This window comes from Anaerobacillus arseniciselenatis (assembly GCF_001865995.1).
Taxonomy (GTDB): Bacteria; Bacillota; Bacilli; order Bacillales; family Anaerobacillaceae; genus Anaerobacillus; species Anaerobacillus arseniciselenatis.
The window spans coordinates 38,581-54,947 of sequence record NZ_MLQQ01000013.1 but is presented as its reverse complement, the minus strand read 5'-3'; the positions used below and the strand labels follow the sequence as shown (position 1 = coordinate 54,947).

At 33.9% G+C, this 16,367-nt stretch carries 13 protein-coding genes; 1 reads left to right on the top strand and 12 read right to left on the bottom strand.

Features of this window, described 5'->3' with window-relative positions; translation table 11 throughout:
• Positions 1-129 precede the first annotated feature (129 nt).
• Positions 130-1,293, top strand: a complete 1,164-nt coding sequence (gene tsoY / locus BKP35_RS08595) for a selenoprotein TsoY (protein WP_376797737.1) — start codon at positions 130-132, stop codon at positions 1,291-1,293.
• Between the two features lie 59 nt (positions 1,294-1,352).
• On the opposite strand, the gene BKP35_RS08590 is transcribed toward tsoY, so the two are convergent.
• The 12 genes from BKP35_RS08590 to BKP35_RS08535 all read right to left on the bottom strand — a co-directional run bounded on the left by BKP35_RS08590 (position 1,353) and on the right by BKP35_RS08535 (position 16,323).
• Positions 1,353-2,639 (bottom strand): molybdopterin molybdotransferase MoeA, encoded by a 1,287-nt coding sequence (locus tag BKP35_RS08590; protein ID WP_071312935.1) that lies wholly within the window; start codon positions 2,637-2,639, stop codon positions 1,353-1,355.
• Positions 2,640-2,810: 171 nt separating this feature from the next.
• On the bottom strand, positions 2,811-3,023 hold the full coding sequence (locus BKP35_RS08585; protein WP_071312934.1) for a twin-arginine translocase TatA/TatE family subunit: 213 nt from the start codon (positions 3,021-3,023) through the stop codon (positions 2,811-2,813).
• Positions 3,024-3,167: 144 nt separating this feature from the next.
• Entirely contained in the window at positions 3,168-6,311 is a 3,144-nt protein-coding gene (locus BKP35_RS08580) for a molybdopterin dinucleotide binding domain-containing protein (protein WP_071312933.1), read from the bottom strand.
• Positions 6,277-7,548 (bottom strand): NrfD/PsrC family molybdoenzyme membrane anchor subunit, encoded by a 1,272-nt coding sequence (gene nrfD / locus BKP35_RS08575; RefSeq protein WP_169819176.1) that lies wholly within the window; start codon positions 7,546-7,548, stop codon positions 6,277-6,279. The genes BKP35_RS08580 and nrfD (BKP35_RS08575) overlap by 35 nt, the downstream gene beginning before the upstream one ends.
• A gap of 15 nt (positions 7,549-7,563) precedes the next feature.
• Positions 7,564-8,436 carry a 4Fe-4S dicluster domain-containing protein gene (locus tag BKP35_RS08570; protein ID WP_071312931.1) on the bottom strand — a complete coding sequence of 291 codons (873 nt, stop codon included), beginning with the start codon at positions 8,434-8,436 and terminating at the stop codon, positions 7,564-7,566.
• 159 nt (positions 8,437-8,595) lie between these two features.
• Entirely contained in the window at positions 8,596-10,857 is a 2,262-nt protein-coding gene (locus BKP35_RS08565) for a molybdopterin-containing oxidoreductase family protein (protein ID WP_071312930.1), read from the bottom strand.
• Positions 10,841-12,064, bottom strand: a complete 1,224-nt coding sequence (gene nrfD / locus BKP35_RS08560; protein ID WP_071312929.1) for an NrfD/PsrC family molybdoenzyme membrane anchor subunit — start codon at positions 12,062-12,064, stop codon at positions 10,841-10,843. The genes BKP35_RS08565 and nrfD (BKP35_RS08560) overlap by 17 nt, the downstream gene beginning before the upstream one ends.
• Positions 12,064-12,834: a sulfate reduction electron transfer complex DsrMKJOP subunit DsrO gene (gene dsrO / locus BKP35_RS08555; protein ID WP_139192826.1), complete on the bottom strand. Its 771-nt coding sequence runs from the start codon at positions 12,832-12,834 to the stop codon at positions 12,064-12,066. Before dsrO ends, nrfD (BKP35_RS08560) begins: the two co-directional genes overlap by 1 nt.
• Positions 12,835-12,848: 14 nt before the next feature.
• A complete protein-coding gene (locus BKP35_RS08550) occupies positions 12,849-13,499 on the bottom strand; it encodes a response regulator (protein WP_071312928.1) in 651 nt (216 codons plus the stop codon).
• Entirely contained in the window at positions 13,477-14,925 is a 1,449-nt protein-coding gene (locus BKP35_RS08545) for an ATP-binding protein (protein ID WP_071312927.1), read from the bottom strand. The genes BKP35_RS08550 and BKP35_RS08545 overlap by 23 nt, the downstream gene beginning before the upstream one ends.
• A 19-nt stretch (positions 14,926-14,944) precedes the next feature.
• Positions 14,945-15,808, bottom strand: coding sequence for a PhnD/SsuA/transferrin family substrate-binding protein (locus tag BKP35_RS08540; protein WP_071312926.1), 864 nt, complete (start codon positions 15,806-15,808; stop codon positions 14,945-14,947).
• Between the two features lie 281 nt (positions 15,809-16,089).
• Positions 16,090-16,323, bottom strand: a complete 234-nt coding sequence (locus BKP35_RS08535; protein WP_071312925.1) for a hypothetical protein — start codon at positions 16,321-16,323, stop codon at positions 16,090-16,092.
• Positions 16,324-16,367: the final 44 nt, after the last annotated feature.

The window sequence follows — 16,367 nt, the reverse complement described above, 5'->3', positions numbered from 1 at the left end:
CGCACAAAGGAACAAAGCAAAATATTTCCACATCAATATGCAATCATTTTTACCTTTAGGAATTGAAGAATCCTGCTCTCAACTAAGTTCTAAGTAGGTATAGAAACAACAATAATTAGGAGGGCAAGAATGATATTTAAATTTGCACCGATCAAATTTCAATCTGCTCTTGCAGCAGGTGGGATATCCCTCATGGCGTTTAATTACCTGCAAATGGTAATACCTCATGGGGGCGAATTAGTAAATCTAACAAATTTCATGTGGGGAGAGTATAGTTTAGCACAGATTGGATTATATCTATTTTTATTTGCTGTGATGATTATTTTCTCCTCGATTCATTTTATATTAACTACTATTCTTATAGTAGGGTTTATACAGTGGCTTATAAGGAAAAATCAACTTCAAGATTTTATGAAAAATCCTCACACAAATATCACCATTTTTGTCCCCTTTGCTTCATTATCTATGACAGCGAATGTGATATGGGGACCTGCTGGTTTTTTTGTACCGGATTTTTCTGTACAACCGTGGATGGTGCCTAGTTTAATTTTGTTTGCCTTACTCTGGCTTCCACTCCTACTTTTGGAATATAAAGTGGTTAAGGGCTTTATAGCAAAACCGACCGATATGAAACAACTAAATTTTGTATGGTTACTTGATGTATTTGCGTTTGGATTAGTAAGTATGACTGGAACAGGAATTGCATCTATGGCCGAGAATTCAACTGTTGCAACAATAGCTGCTGTGGGATCCGTCATCTTAATGATTGTTGGTTTAGTTTTGTTTTTTGCAAAACTTGGTTATTTGCTGCTTCTGCATGTAAAGACTCGTAAATTACCAGGCAAACCAATTTTACCAGCATATTTCCTTGTTGTTCCGATCACGTGTTTGATTGGGGTTAGTTCATACAGGTTGCTATTGTATATGGAGGGCACCTATGGATTTAATCCTTCAGGAGCTGCGTTCTTTTTAATTAATGCTTCCTATATATTGGCTATCAGCTGGGTATTGTTTGTTATTTATCTACTCTTTGATTATTTAAGAAAAGATTTTCTGAAAGCCGATTATGCCCCTACTCAATGGGGAATCGTTTGAGCGTTAGTTGGCTCCCAAGTTTTGGGGGTTTATGTGCAAGGATTTTATTTCACAGGGGTAGCACTTTCTACTATCAACCTTATAAGCATTATTTTAGCTATGATGGTTTACTTTATGATATTTGTAAAATTTCATCGAGCTAACAAAAAGGAAATCACCATTGAGATATCTACTCCAAACAGTGCTAATATTAAATAGCATAAAACGGGTGTCCCAAGTATTAAGGGGCACCCGCTGTACTAGCTTACATTTACATATTATTCTAAATTATTCTTGGATTTCTTTAGCATTGTGTTACTTCCTTCACCATTTAATAAAAGGATATCTACTTTATCACCTTGTTTATAACCTCTAGAACCACCAGGTAAAACGATTAGTGCATTTGAATTTGCCAATGATGTTACTACACCTGACTTATCTAACCCAACTGGTTCGGCATATATCATTCCAGATTCAATCGTCATTTTACTTCTAATAAATCTTACGAAAGGGTTTGGCTTAGGAAAATCTTGCTTTAAGATCCCTGTAACCATTTGTAAGTGCGGGCTGTTCGAACTTAAATAAGATTGTATCCAAGGGCGGACTAACAATTCAAAGGCTACATAACAAGCTGATGGGTTACCGGATAAACCATATAAAATTTTACCTTTATACTCGGCTACAGTTGTAATACTCCCCGGTCTCATACCAATTTTGTTAAATAAAACATTTGCACCAAGCTTTTCGTAAATTAATGGGAGAAAGTCGTAATCACCAACTGAAACACCACCAGTAGTAATTAAAATATCAACCTCAGTTAGAGCAGATGAAATTGCATTAAAACAATGATCAAAATCATCGACTAGTTTACCATAATACTTTGGTATTGCACCCGCTTTTGTTATTTGAGAATTAATCATGTATGAATTACTATTTCGAATTTTTCCCGGTAATAACACTTCATTCACATCAAGTAATTCAGTTCCTGTGGCATAAACTCCAACAATCGGCTGCTTTACTACAGGAACTTTACTGTATCCAAAAGTAGCAAGCAGTGCCTTCACACCTGGATCTACCTTTCTCCCTGCTTCAACGAGAATATCTCCTATCTTGGTTTCCTCTGCTTGAAATGATATATTATCGCCCGGCTTAAATGGTCGCTTAATTACTATGAAAAGTTTTCCTTCTCTAACTATTTCCCTTGTTAGTTCAAACATAACTATTACATCAGTGCCTTTAGGTATTTTCGCACCCGTCATTATCCGTATAGCTTGACCTTTAATTGGTACTTGTTGTGCTAGTGATCCAGCTCCAACTGTTTCAATCACTTCAAGTTCGACCGGATTTGAATGTGTTGCATATGTTGTATCCTCAGCCTTAATCGCAAAACCATCTAGTGGAGAACGATCAAATGGCGGGATATCATGATCCGCTTTAACCGGATACTTTAAATAGCGGTTATCGCTCTCTTCTATTGGAACATATTCTAAATCTCCATATTTTCTGTAATCTAAAACTAAATTTATAGCTTCTTGTATCATGATCGGTTTTCTTTCAGAATACATGTACCGAACCACCTTAAATTTTTTTGAATAAAGGATGTTTTAAATGGTTAGTTGAAAAAATTTAAAGCTCTTAAATAAAGTAATAAAATTGATTAAATAGCTGTCCGTAAAAAACACTCATTAAATATCCATTGAACGGTTGCCTAGGACAACCTTAACTCAGTTTGAACCTTAAACCTCTCTTTTTGTTTGGGACTTCTCCTCATTTTTCTCCATTTCAAACTCCTCAACTACATCCTTAGTCAATTCTTTTGTTGATGATTTAAACTCTTTTAAAGTTTGCCCTAATGCTTTGCCTAATTCAGGTAGTTTTTTTGGACCGAATATTATTAAAGCAATCACAAAAATAAGTAACAATCCTGGGATTCCTATATTACTAAACATAATTGCCTCCTTTTATAATAAGGGTGTCCAAAACAAGTGTCTGACACCGTTTCACAACTTAATATAGACATGCTATAACTCCTTTTTGCCTATATTAAATAGTTAACGAGTGGTATACACTTTTAGGACACCCTTTTCAAAAATTTATACTTTAATTAAATTAATACGAGAGTCGTAGAAAGAGACGCTCCCACCGATGGGTTCACTCATTGGAGTTCCGTTGAGATGATCATCAAGTCTGAATAATGGATTTGGATGTATCCCTGTTCCTCTTAACGGATCTCCTTTAATTATATTTCCATCTACTGTTACATCATTCGCACCATATCCCCAGTGTCCAAAATGTGTAGATATTCCAACTACGCCAGGACGAATTCCTTGAATAACTTGAACTTTACCTATTATTGGACGAGATCTCTCGTTATCTAATAAGTGAACACCATCCGGGTTACTCGTAGACGTTACTTTTACTTTATCTCCGTTGGATAACTTAAGTTTATCGGCATCACTTTTATTCATTACAACATAATTTTCAGGCTGTAAACCTAGTTGTCCCCAATAATTACTTGCAGTTCTTGATTGAGTTCCCCAACTTTCTTTGTATGTGATAAGTATAAATGGTTCTTTATCAATTACCTCTTTACCCATTGAATCAATGATTGGCTCGTAGATTGGATATCCTTGAAAATATTTACCTGTCATTGAATGACGAGTATTTGCCACTTCTTCAATATAAAGCCTAGAAAACCCTCCTAAGCTATTTTTAATAAAGTCTCCATCATAAGCATCTTCAAAGGAAGCAAATCTTCCACCACGATTAATGACATAAACAAATTTGCGCCACTCATCAGGACTTAATGCCTTTTTCCAACGCTCCTCGTCAAAAGTATGTTTCGGTAAATGTTCGTGAGACTTTCTGAATAATTCTAGTTCTGCATCATCGGCATCTTCTACTTCATCTCCCGGACCATTTCCATAGGCAATATTTGCAATCAATTTAAAATAAAAATCTTCAGGACGAAGTAAATCTACACCAGGTGCAAAAGCATCTTTTCCAAAACCAGGTAAATTCATTTTTTCAGCAATCCCAAGCATTAATGCTTCCAATGAAAGCGGCATTTCTTCCCCAAATACTTCGACTGTATCTGTTAATGGTGCTATAACAGGTTGACGAATATGACTTACTCGAACTCGCGTATGATGTGACTGCTGTGGAGTTGCCCATCTTTCTAAATAAGTAACATCTGGGAATATATAATCAGCATACTGGCTTGAGTCTCCAATAACTATGTCACATGCGATTAATAATGGAACCTTTTTAAAATCTAATAATGTCTTTAGTTGAGCCTGACCACCTGGAATTGAATACATTGGTGTATGAGAACTAACTAACGCTACCTTTATAGGATATGGGTATTCATCGCTTACTGCACCCCAAGTTTCCTGTGCTACATTGTTACTAAAAGGATACCACGGCCGTTTTGCTGGATACCCATTAAATAGTGTAGATTCTTCATAATTCCATCCTTCTTTTGTTATAGTAATTCCGAAACGAGATAATTTATTTGTGTGTAATTGATTTACATCATATTTTTGCCCTGGCCTATTACCTACAAAGTTCCATCCACCACCCGGTCTTGATGTCCCCCCTTTCCAATCAAAATTTCCAATTAATAAGTTTAAAACGACTAAAGCTTGAGCAGCATACCATCCATTTGTATGCTTATAAACACCTCTGTTATATTCCACACATGCTTTTTTGCCGTAAGAAGTTAATTCTTTAGCTAATTCAACGATGCTACCTTCATCTGTACCAGCGATATCAGCCCATTCAGTCATAGTTTTTGAAAATGCTTCATCTCTTATCAACTGTAGTGGAGTTTTAACTTGAATACCAGAATCTAGTGTTCTATCAACAAATAAATCCCCTTCGATTACCGTATTTTCATCATTCGGGTCAACAGCTACAGGTTCACCATTCACCATTACTACAAACTGGTTTTCGTTTCCTATACCAATTTCATCAGCTCTAAGATGTTTTCCTGGATGATCATCAACAATTTTTACAAGATATGTTGCATTGCTATGACCCGGTTCACCAGCTTTTTCTGCAGCTGCTTTTGTAGCACTTTTCAAATAATTGCTATCGTATCGTTCATTTTCCATTATCCATCGAATCATTCCGAAACCAATCCCAGCATCTCCACCTGGCTTTACTGGAACCCATTTCCAAGCTTTAGAAGCAACTTTAGTCATCCTCGGATCAACAACTGCCATTTTAATTCGACCTGTTTCTAAACCTTCAGTAATTGGCTCTGATTGCTGTACAGGACCGTAATTTGCTTCGAAAACTACTGAACCAAAGACAAGGTAAAATTCTGTATTAGCATGGTCTGGTCTTGGCGAATTAACCCCACCAACCCAACTACCATTATCGAATGTACGAGTTGTTCTATTCCAAATCCTGTTGTTAGTTTGACTACATAAAGTTGTTTTTTCTATCCAGTTCACGCTTCCAAATGCATCAAGAACGAACCTATCTGTAAAGTCTTTTCTTCCCCTATGAATCCTACCTACCTGATATAAGAATTGATTATTTTTTGGACCCTTATCTGGGTGTTCGGGATCAATAAGGACATCTAAGTGGTCCTTATGACTTCTTTGAAAATCTTTTACAGTAATTTCTTTCTTTCGTAGTTTGGCTATATCTTCTGCCATTCTTTTTGAAACTTCTGAATCAGTTAGTGTATAAATATCCTTTAAGCCCTCAACACTTCTGTCCTCACCAATGTCAGAAAAAATTTTACCGCCGTTCACAATTTCTTCTATTGCTTGATCAAAAGGAATCGTTTTCCATTCATTTGAACCTCGTGGACCATTTCTCTTTAATACTTTTCGAATTCGATAAGGATCATAAACATGCTGAATCCCAGCTTGACCTTTAGCGCATAATTTCCCATCAATATTCGTTACCATATCAGGTTTTAATTCATATGGGATGTTGTCCTTTAAAGTCATATTACTGTATGGATTTCCATCCACCTTCATTAAAACTCCATTATGAATTTTTGTTTTTATACTACAAGCAGTAGTACATTGTAAACATGTAGTGTACAAAACGGTATTTGCGTCTGTATATGGATAGTTATTGTCACCAGTTAATGTACCAGCGTAGCTTTTTCTTGCATTGGGTAGTGTCCCTGCCATAAACGCTGTCCCGCCTACAAACGCACTAGTTTTTAAAAAAGAACGTCTAGATAGCTTGCACTCCATCGGCTGTTTCTCCATTGTCTTCTTTCCCCTCCTTAGTTTCCATAATTGGTAACGAGTTTAACGCTAGGCTGAATAACAAAATTACTATCGAAATTAAACCTAAACTCGTTATCCACTCAAATAGATTTGGTGTATATTCAAATAATAAGCGATCGTGAACAAAAGCGGTTTCCAGGCCTGGCATCGGTGACTCTAAGTAGGCTGGTACGACTAGGTTCCATCTAACACAAAAGATACCAAGTATTGTAGACAGTCCTGCTAAAGCTTTTAATGTTGAGCTACCTTTTTTAATACTTAGGAGTAAAATAGGAATTATAGCCCCTAGCATTATTTGACCTACCCAGAATATATACCAACGTTCTCCAAACATCATATTTAGCAGGACTTGCCTTTCATCTGGAACATAATTGTAAAGTCCGACTAAATATTTAGCAGCAACTATTAATAAATCAACTGCAATAAATAGTATTAATAACCCACCAAGACTTTTTAACATTGTATTGTCTTGTTTTTCTTTAGGTACTAACAAAGCATATAAAAGTAACATTAATGCAGCTCCTGAAACAAGTGCTGATACTAAAAATAAAATTGGTGTAAGTCCCGAATTCCACATATGTTTTGCAACAATAACACCAAACAATGATCCCGTTCCTGCGTGAACCCCGATTGCTGTAGGGATACCTATAATACCAAGAATTTTCATCCATTTGTGTGTTTGTTTACGATCACGTTCTAATTTTTCTGAATTATCCGGGATACTATAGCCTATAGAAACTAATTTAAAAACAAATTTTTTAAATCCTTTAGCCTTTATAACTAATCGAGAAATATCTTCCCTTAATAAAAACCACAGTTCAGCTACAATGATTAACATGTAAATTAAGTAAAAATGAATTTCCCAGGATAAGATCGATGTAGGCTGCCTATAGACTAAAGCGTGCCAAAACCTTTCTGGGTGACCTAAATCTATAAAAATAAACATTAAACCAGCAACAAGTGAAAAAAATGCAGACAATAATGCAACTTTCCCAATTTTTTCATATTGTTTCATATTAAATACGTAAACCATCGTAGATAGAAGAAAAGAACCTGCTGATAACCCTATAAAAAAGATATAGAATACAACCCATAATCCCCAACTAACGTTACTAGTCAATGCTGTCATCTTTAAACCTTCAGTTAACCTATAATAAATTGCCCAAAGGCCCACTAATGAAAAGGCACCAATTATGAAAAAGTAAAGTCGTTTCAAACCTTTCACCTCCATTTAAGTTAAATAATAAACACTTGGTTTTGTTCCTAATTTTTCTTTAAGCCTTTTTACTCTCGGGCTTCCAATTAAACTCGCTACTAAGCCATTAGGATTATTTAAATCACCAAAATAGGTAGCTCTTCCAATACAAGTCGTTACACATGTTGGCAACATTCCATTTTGTAGTCGGTGAATACAAAAATGACATTTTCGAGCATTACCTATTGGTGATTTATTTCCTTTCCGAACTTTTTCATCACCGTATTCAAATGTAGGTTCAAGTTCATACGGCATAACTTCTGGTGTATTTTCAGTGTGGTATTCTCCCCAATCAAAACTTCTGGCTCCATATGGACAAGCAGATAAGCAATACCTACAACCTAAGCACTTATCATAATCAATCGATACAATTCCATCCGGTCGCTTATAGGTAGCCCCAATTGGGCAAACCTGTGTACATGGTGGGTTTTCACAATGCATACATGGGCGAGGAGTAAACCTCCTACTTACATTTGGATAGGTACCTATTTCTTCTTTAATTACTGGTCGATATACCACTCCGGGTGGAAGTCCATTTTCTGCACTACATCCAACCGTACATGCATCACAGGCAACACACTTTTTTTGGTCAATTACCATAATCCAATGAATTTCTTCAACTGGTTTTTTCAAAGCTTCATGTAGTTCTTTTTGCATTCTTATAACTACATCTTCAGTAGATACCGTTTCAACCAATGGCAATACTTCTGTATGCTGAGTTGCTTTTACAGCTTCAATCATAGGTTTCCATTTAATCAATTCACTAGCGACTAATAATCCACCACCGGCAAGTAAACCTTTTTTTATAAACTCCTTTCTACCTTGATTGGGTTCTTTATTACTTCCCATTGCTTTCACCTCCGTTAGAATAAAAAATGAAGAAATCCTTCTCTTTAATTTTATTTGAAAGTTGCCCAATGAGATATTGGGGTAACCTTTAAACTTATATCTTAAAAAGTAAGAAAAACCCTGATACAATGTATCAGGGTTTACCCTAAGTTTATAGAATCATATTTTTCTTATGTTCACACATATTTCTTTATGCAACGCTTGTCCAGTTACTTCATCAACTAAAAACTTATTTAGTTGATTAACCGCAAAGCCTTTTTCTCTTGCATAATCTCCAAAAGCCCAATGTCCAAATCCCCATTCAGTACCTAATACTTCTGGATGCATACCGGGACTAAAACGTAATTGCGCTTTAGTTTCCCCAAATGGGGAAATGACTCCTACAAGTTCCCCATCCTTGAATCCTAATGAATTTGCTGTCATTGGATTAATATAAAGATAATTTTGATCTTTTAATTCTGATAAATAAGGATTATTTTGTGTACGTGAATGTGTATGTGTTATATGCTTCCATGAAATAAGATAGTAAGGATATTTTTTATCAGGTAGCCATCTCCTTTGTTGGTATTCTGGTAATATATAATTCAAGCTAATATTTTTGGATGAATTTGAAAGTGAAAATTGAAATTTTTTCGTCTCAGTTTTTATTACTGTCTTTTCGTAACGACGGTACTCTGTTGATTCGGGCGATGTCCACACTCCGCCCGGAGCCTCTTTCAGTTCGTCTAATGTAATATTTGCTTTACTACGTTGCAGGCGAATATCTAAATAGTCCTCATACCTTATATTTGAAAAAGCAACCTGACCACTTTGATCTTTTAACTCGAGTCGCTTTGCAAGTTCAATAAAAAACTCAGCTTCTGAGTATTGATTAAATAATGGTTTAATTACTGGTTGCCTTAATGCAACATACTCCCAATTAATTCCTCTAGTAACTAAACCAAAACGTTCTAAATAAGTTGTCCCTGGTATAACTATATCAGCGAGATTAGAAGTTTCATTCAGATAATTGTCGTTAACAACTATAAATTTTAACTTTTTTAACCCTTCCACAACTTGAGAAGTATTCGGCATAGAAAGGACTAGATTACTCATTGTGATAAAGGCAACATCTAATTTGTATGGCCCATTTTCTTCAAAAAGTTGCCGGAATGTTTCAACATAAACTCCTGAATTATGACCAAATGGAAATTTTTCTTTTCCATCGAAACGTTTTTTCTTTGGAGGTGAAATCCTGATAGGTGACTCTCCTAACTTAAATTCTTCTGTCATCATCATTCCGCCTGGTTCATCAACGCTTCCTACTAAAACATTTAATAATAAAACAGCACGTATTGAATTAAAACCATTTGATTGTTGGCCAGGACCTATCCAAGCATCCGCAATTGAAGGTTGATTCGTTGCAAACTCAATAGCTAGACTTTTAATATCTTTTGCTGAAACCCCACATATTTTTTCAGCCCATTCTGGCGTTTTATCCTTAAGGTATTTTTTATATTCATCAAAACCAAATGTCCAATTTTCTATAAATTCTTGGTTATATAAATTTTCCTCAATAATTACATGGGACATAGCTAACGCTAATGCTCCATCGGTACCTGGAATGATAGGATACCAAAGATCAGCCTTAGCCGCTGTTTCACTATATCTAGGATCAATAATTACTAACTTAGAACCATTGCTTTTACCGTTTAACAAAATTTGAGGGAGGTGAGACCACTTAACCGCGGATAAAGGATTCCACCCAAATATTAACATGTACTTACTATTTTGATAATCTCCTAACGGTTCATCAACTCCAAACACCGCCATTGTGGCAGCTTTTCTTGTAGCGCTACATATATTTGTATGAAAACTTATATTTGGCGTGCCAAATAAATTACCAAAATCCCTTTGAATTGAAGTAGCCAGTGAATTTTCCGAAAAAGTGATTAAAGCTTCTGGGCGATCTTCATTTATTAATTTCTTCAATTCTCTAACAATAATATCAAAAGCCTCGTCCCATGTTATTTCACGCCACTTCGGATCAACATTTATTCCTTTTTCTGGATTTGTTCTCAGTAGTGGTTTTTTTACTCTATCTGGATCATACAATGCCATTATTCCAGAAAGTCCTTTAGGGCACATTGCAGCACCATCTTTTTGGTTTTCTGTAAAATTCAATGAAGTATTACAAACTCCAATAGGATTATATTTATTTGGTTCAAGCTTAGCAACTACGCCATCACGTACTGTAGCAATAACTCCTGTTCCCCCACCACACATATGACAACAAGTAGGGATTTTAATTTCCTCAAAATTTAATAGGTCATGAGCGACCGACTTCATAGATTTACCGTTAAGCAATGACACTCCAATAGTTGCAGTGCCAGCAATAAATCCTCTTCTCGTACATTTTAAAAAATCAAGCGGTTTCTTCATCGAAATCACCCTTCTTGGTCTTTTGATGAATGATATTTTTTAATATAGGTATATGGCTAACGCCAAATAAATAGACGATGAAGCCTGATATGATAATAAATAGACTATAGATCCATTCCATTAAACTTGGAACATAATTTGTACTTTCTATACCGTAGATGTTTTCAGATAATCCTTCAATTAAAGGAACACTTAATGTAGGAGTGATAAAGTTCATGCGAATAAACCAAATTCCTATTAAGCAAGAAATCGAACTTAACCAAAGTATCCAGAAACGTCCCTTCGTATTCATCCTATAGATTGCAAATAATATCAAAGTTAATATTATACCAATGCCAATTTGTCCGATCCAAAAAGATTTCGCATATTCTCCATAAAATAATAAATGGATAACAGCAATACTCTCGTTAATATCCGAATAATAGTGAACAAATAATTGAGTCATAACAACAAATACATCGAGGACAATAACAATTATAAAAATATTACTTAATTTCTTGATATATTGAGTTTTTAGGTTTACGTTATGAAAACAACCTAATAAAAATATTATTGCTGCAATTCCAGATAATAAAGCTGATATTAGAAAAATTACCGGAAAAATTGCTGAATTCCAAAAAACTCTTGCTTTAATTACTGCAAATAAAGCTCCAGTTCCACCATGTACAGCAATCGCTAAAGGAATGCCGAGATAGGTTAAATACTTTATTACCTTTTCTTTGTTTTCATTACACCAAGTACTAATTATACTTTCAGTGTTAGAATATTTTTTTTCTATACCAAGATTTTCAAAAACTAACAGTAATGCAACTGTAACCATATAAATAACGTAAAGGTGAAGTTCCCATGAAAGTACAGAGCTAACATTCCTATTTATAAAAACAGTCCAAAATCTCCCTAGATGACCGATATCTATAAAAATAAAAAATAATCCTACTATTAATGTAATAAAAGAAGAGTAAAGTGCAATTAGAGCTAGGTTTCTAAACTTAGCAATATTAAAGATGTTACAAACTCCATAAAATAAAAACAGGCCTACACTAATACCAAGAAAATAAACATAAAAGGTAACCCATAATCCCCATCCTACTATATTATTTAGATTAGTAAACGTTAGTCCCTGATTTATACGGAAATACATGAAAAAAAAAGTAGCAATTGCTAATAGGGAGAAAACACCCCACCAAAGCTTATTGGATTGTATCACTAATCATCCCTCTTTTCCCCTAAATAAAAAGTCCTCGGCTTTGTTCCTAAATTTGACTTCAGAGTCCAACTGCCCTTGGCTTTTATACTAACCTCACTGTTAGGATCATTTAAATCCCCAAAAAAGCGAGCTTTTCCTAAGCAAGCTGTAACACAAGCTGGTAATTCTCCTTTGTCAACTCTATGGGAACAGAAATGACATTTTCGAACGCTATTTTGAGGAGCCTTGCCTTTTCCACGCTGATAAATTTTATCATACTCTTGATAAGGTGATGCTTCAAAAGTATTTGGTTGATCATAATAATTTTCACCGAAATCAAAACTTCGGGCTCCATACGGACAAGCAGTCATACAATACCTACATCCAATGCATGTTTCATAGTCTATTGAAACAATTCCGTTCTTTTGTTTCTTAGTAGCGCCTACTGGACAAACCTTTACACACGGTGGTTTATCACATTGCATGCAAACTCTTGGTAAAAAACTATTGTAAACATTTGGGAATTCTCCTTCTTCCTTCTCAATAACCACATTATAATGTATGTTAGGTGGGGTGTTATTTTCTTGTTTACAGGCAATAGTACAAGCGTTACAGCCAATGCAGCGATCTAAATCTATCACCATACCATATTTTTTATTTTCTGTGTCCACTTCATTTTCGATATTATCAATACTATGGCTTTGACGAATTAACTCACCTGCAACTAGACCTAGTGTACCTAATAAAGATGTGATAACAAATTTCTTTCTTGTTATTTTCTTTTCTTCCATAAGCAAGCCCCCATTTATTCGTCTAATAGTCCAGACTCTAGACTATAACGAATTAATTCTGCTAATCTCTTCACTTGTAGTTTTTCTTTTATTTTATGTTTGTGAGCTTCTACAGTCTTGATACTAATTACAAGTTCGTCCGCAATTTCTTTATCCGTTGCACCTTGAGCAACTAACTTTAATACCTCTTTTTCCCGTGTTGTAAGAGCTTTCCTTTCTTTTTTAATTTCATTAGTTGTATTCTGCTTTTTTACCATTGCATGTACAAACGTTTGTGTTAAGCTACGATCAACATACGAGCCTTCATTTATTACTTGCTTAATCCCCATTATTAATTCTTCCTCTGGCGCTTTTTTTAAAATGTATCCATTTGCCCCTAACTCTATAGCCTTTACTAAAGATTCTTGATCACTATACATTGTTAACATAAGAATTTTGATATTTGAATTTATTTTTTTTATGTGTGTTACCGTATCAAAACCATCCATCTTTGGCATATTAATGTCTAATAAAACTAAGTCTGGTATCTGTTTTTTTATTAATTCTATCGCTTCTTCACCATTTCCGGCTTCCCCTACAATATCAAAATGTTCAACTTGATTTAATAAAATTTTTAATCCTGATCGAACCAAAGTATGGTCATCAGCTAATAGAATACGTATCATCTTCTACTATCCCCCTAAGTGGTATGCGCACAAAAATCGTTGTCCCAATACCTTGCTCAGATTCTATTAATAAATTACCGTCTAATAACGATGTTCTCTCTTGCATACTAAATAACCCCATATTTTTATTTGAGCTCATTTGCTCAAATTCTTTTTGTACATTAAAACCTACTCCATTATCCTCTATAATCAAAATTAAGTGACTGTGGGTTTTTTGAAGAGAAATGTTTATCTCAGTAGCTTGTGCATATTTTGCAATATTCGTAAGAGCCTCTTGCATAATTCTGAAAATAGACGCTTTAGCTTTATTTACCAAATTGATGTCTAAAGGATTATCAACTTCTAATAATACATTAATAGAATATCTTTGTTCGTATTCGTATACATACCTTTCAAAGACTTTTACTAAATCTTTTCCTTCTAAAAACCTTGGCCCAATTTCAACTATGATGTCGTGTATAGAGGTAAGTGATTGTGACACTTGGGTATGGAGGTCAATAATCTTATCTTTAGTATTTTGATCCACCACTAAATGTTCAAGTGACTTTAGATTCAATTTCACTCCTGTTAACGACTGACCTATTTCGTCATGAAGCTCCATAGATATTAACTTACGCTCTTCTTCTTGTATATTTATAACTTTTTCAAGAAGGAATCTCCGTTTATTATCTAGTTCACCTGTCTTTTTTTTATAGTTTTGAAGATCTTCGATCATTTGATTAAAAGAGGTGATCAGTTTCCCCATTTCATCTTTTCTTTCTGAATTAGGTACGCGATAATCGAATTTACCTTTTGACAACATTTGTGTTCCCTTAACTAATTCGGTAATTGGCTTAGTTAATATTTTATGCAAAGTTGATACTATAATAGCCGATATTACAAAAAACACCATTAAACTAATAAAAATATTTGATAGAATAGCTTTCACAATAGCAAGTTGTTTACTTTCAGAAATTCCTACTCTGACAACTCCTACCTGATAATCTGTAATCGGAGCTGAAAAATCCCAAATATACCCAGCGTCAGTTTTTACCACTTGCATCTCGTCACTATTAGAAATATTTAATAAATCATCAGATGGAGAGGAAGGTAGAGTGTGAGTAAATAAATTCCCAGCCCAATCAAATATTAATATATATTCAATGTTTTTATTTGAGTTGATATGTTCTTTTAGCATTCTATTCAGACTGTGTATATTTTCTGTTAATAAGTGATTAACACTGACATCTGCAATATTTCGAGCAATTGATTTACCTTGTTCTTCTAATTGTTGATGAAGGTGAGCTTTTAAAAGAGATTCAGTGTAACTACTAATCCACAAAGATAAAACTAAGACTACTACTAAATAAATACCAAATAGTTTACTACTCAAACTTAAAGATTCGATTAGGAACTTTTTAACTTTTAAGAGGTTAATTTTATTCATCTTTTTCTACCTCTCTTTTTTATTTTTCATTAAACGATACTATTTGTAGTTTTTCAGCAATTTCTAATTGGATTTTATCATTAGGAAAATTACGAAAATAATAAATAAGCTTCTCTTTATAATCCTCTTTTAAATTATTATTGATTAAAATCACAGGTATTGGAGCTACATCAAATTCTTCGATAATTGTCATTTCTGTAATAATTGGTACAATTCGTTGACTATTTAAATTCATTAAAATTTCATAGTTTAGCGAATCTATACTAATAGCCTTTACTATCTTTGATTGTAATGCTAATAAAGATTCGTCAACAAAGAATGAATAATAGTAATTTTCAAAAAAAGTTTCTCTATTTTCTCCTATTTCAATCAAATAATTATCAACCATTTTACTGCTTATCGAATTTGGCTCTGTATAACTGAAAAGGCTATTTTTTAGGATACTTATATCACTTGCCTCAAGATCATTTGAAACAATTATTGTTTTTAGTGGACTTATTAGTTTAGGGGAAAAGTATATTGAATAGTCATTACTAAATTTCTCTATATTAGAATCGTCTAGATAAACATAAGCAAAATCTAACTCATTTTCTTCTAACAATAAATAAAATTCCGAGTAGCTTTTTCTTAACATTAATTGAGTCTTTAGATTTAAAGTCTCTTCAATATTTAGTGTCATTTCGTTAAAGAGTAAAAAGTTTTGTAGGGGAGTAAGTTCATTATATACACCAAATTTCAATTCTGAACTTTCCATCGGTATCGAACTACTAGTTGCAAGTAATGGTATTACATCGTCTCTCTCACTATAACAACCTATGATAAAAAATGATAAAAAAACAAAAAAAGCAACTTGAACATTAACTTTTTTTACATTATTTTTCATAAATTAAGCCAACCCTTTTCATTAATCTCATTAGTAATACCTTAATAATAACAATAAATTCGACTAATTTATATACTAAGACAAATATTTAAGTCGTATTTATCAACACACAGAATAATATACACATTATTTAACTATTTTACTTTTTTTAATTAAATGCTATTCTCCTATTCCAAATGCATAGTATAAATAAATTCATAGGTCGAATTTTTAAAAAATATAGTTTGTTACGCAGTAAGAGTCTACTATGTCACATTATTATCTACCACAATATGGGACGTTTATCTCATAAGAAAAAACGTCCCCGCAATTATCCACGTTATAGGGTTTGCAAGCAATGTTAAATTAAATAGCTTAAATATTTTAATGGCTTTACTAATAACCCCTAAAACCCTCCCAACGGACGTTATTAACATTCCAATAAACATAATTGCAGGGGACAAAATTGCAACGAGTGCCCCTATTGCTACAGTTCGATTTTGCATCGGTGGCCATTCAACAAAAATGATTTTCAAATAGAGACCCTAAATAAAGTTTATTATGGTAAAATTTATGAAAA

What these genes read in the sequence shown, in the direction of transcription:
- BKP35_RS08565 (WP_071312930.1), bottom strand. Translation starts at nt 10,857, where the DNA reads ATGAAGAAACCGCTTGATTTTTTAAAATGTACGAGAAGAGGATTTATT.
- BKP35_RS08580 (WP_071312933.1), bottom strand. Translation starts at nt 6,311, where the DNA reads ATGGAGAAACAGCCGATGGAGTGCAAGCTATCTAGACGTTCTTTTTTA.
- BKP35_RS08590 (WP_071312935.1), bottom strand. Translation starts at nt 2,639, where the DNA reads ATGTATTCTGAAAGAAAACCGATCATGATACAAGAAGCTATAAATTTA.
- BKP35_RS08550 (WP_071312928.1), bottom strand. Translation starts at nt 13,499, where the DNA reads ATGATACGTATTCTATTAGCTGATGACCATACTTTGGTTCGATCAGGA.
- BKP35_RS08545 (WP_071312927.1), bottom strand. Translation starts at nt 14,925, where the DNA reads ATGAATAAAATTAACCTCTTAAAAGTTAAAAAGTTCCTAATCGAATCT.
- BKP35_RS08585 (WP_071312934.1), bottom strand. Translation starts at nt 3,023, where the DNA reads ATGTTTAGTAATATAGGAATCCCAGGATTGTTACTTATTTTTGTGATT.
- dsrO (WP_139192826.1), bottom strand. Translation starts at nt 12,834, where the DNA reads ATGGAAGAAAAGAAAATAACAAGAAAGAAATTTGTTATCACATCTTTA.
- BKP35_RS08570 (WP_071312931.1), bottom strand. Translation starts at nt 8,436, where the DNA reads ATGGGAAGTAATAAAGAACCCAATCAAGGTAGAAAGGAGTTTATAAAA.
- BKP35_RS08540 (WP_071312926.1), bottom strand. Translation starts at nt 15,808, where the DNA reads ATGAAAAATAATGTAAAAAAAGTTAATGTTCAAGTTGCTTTTTTTGTT.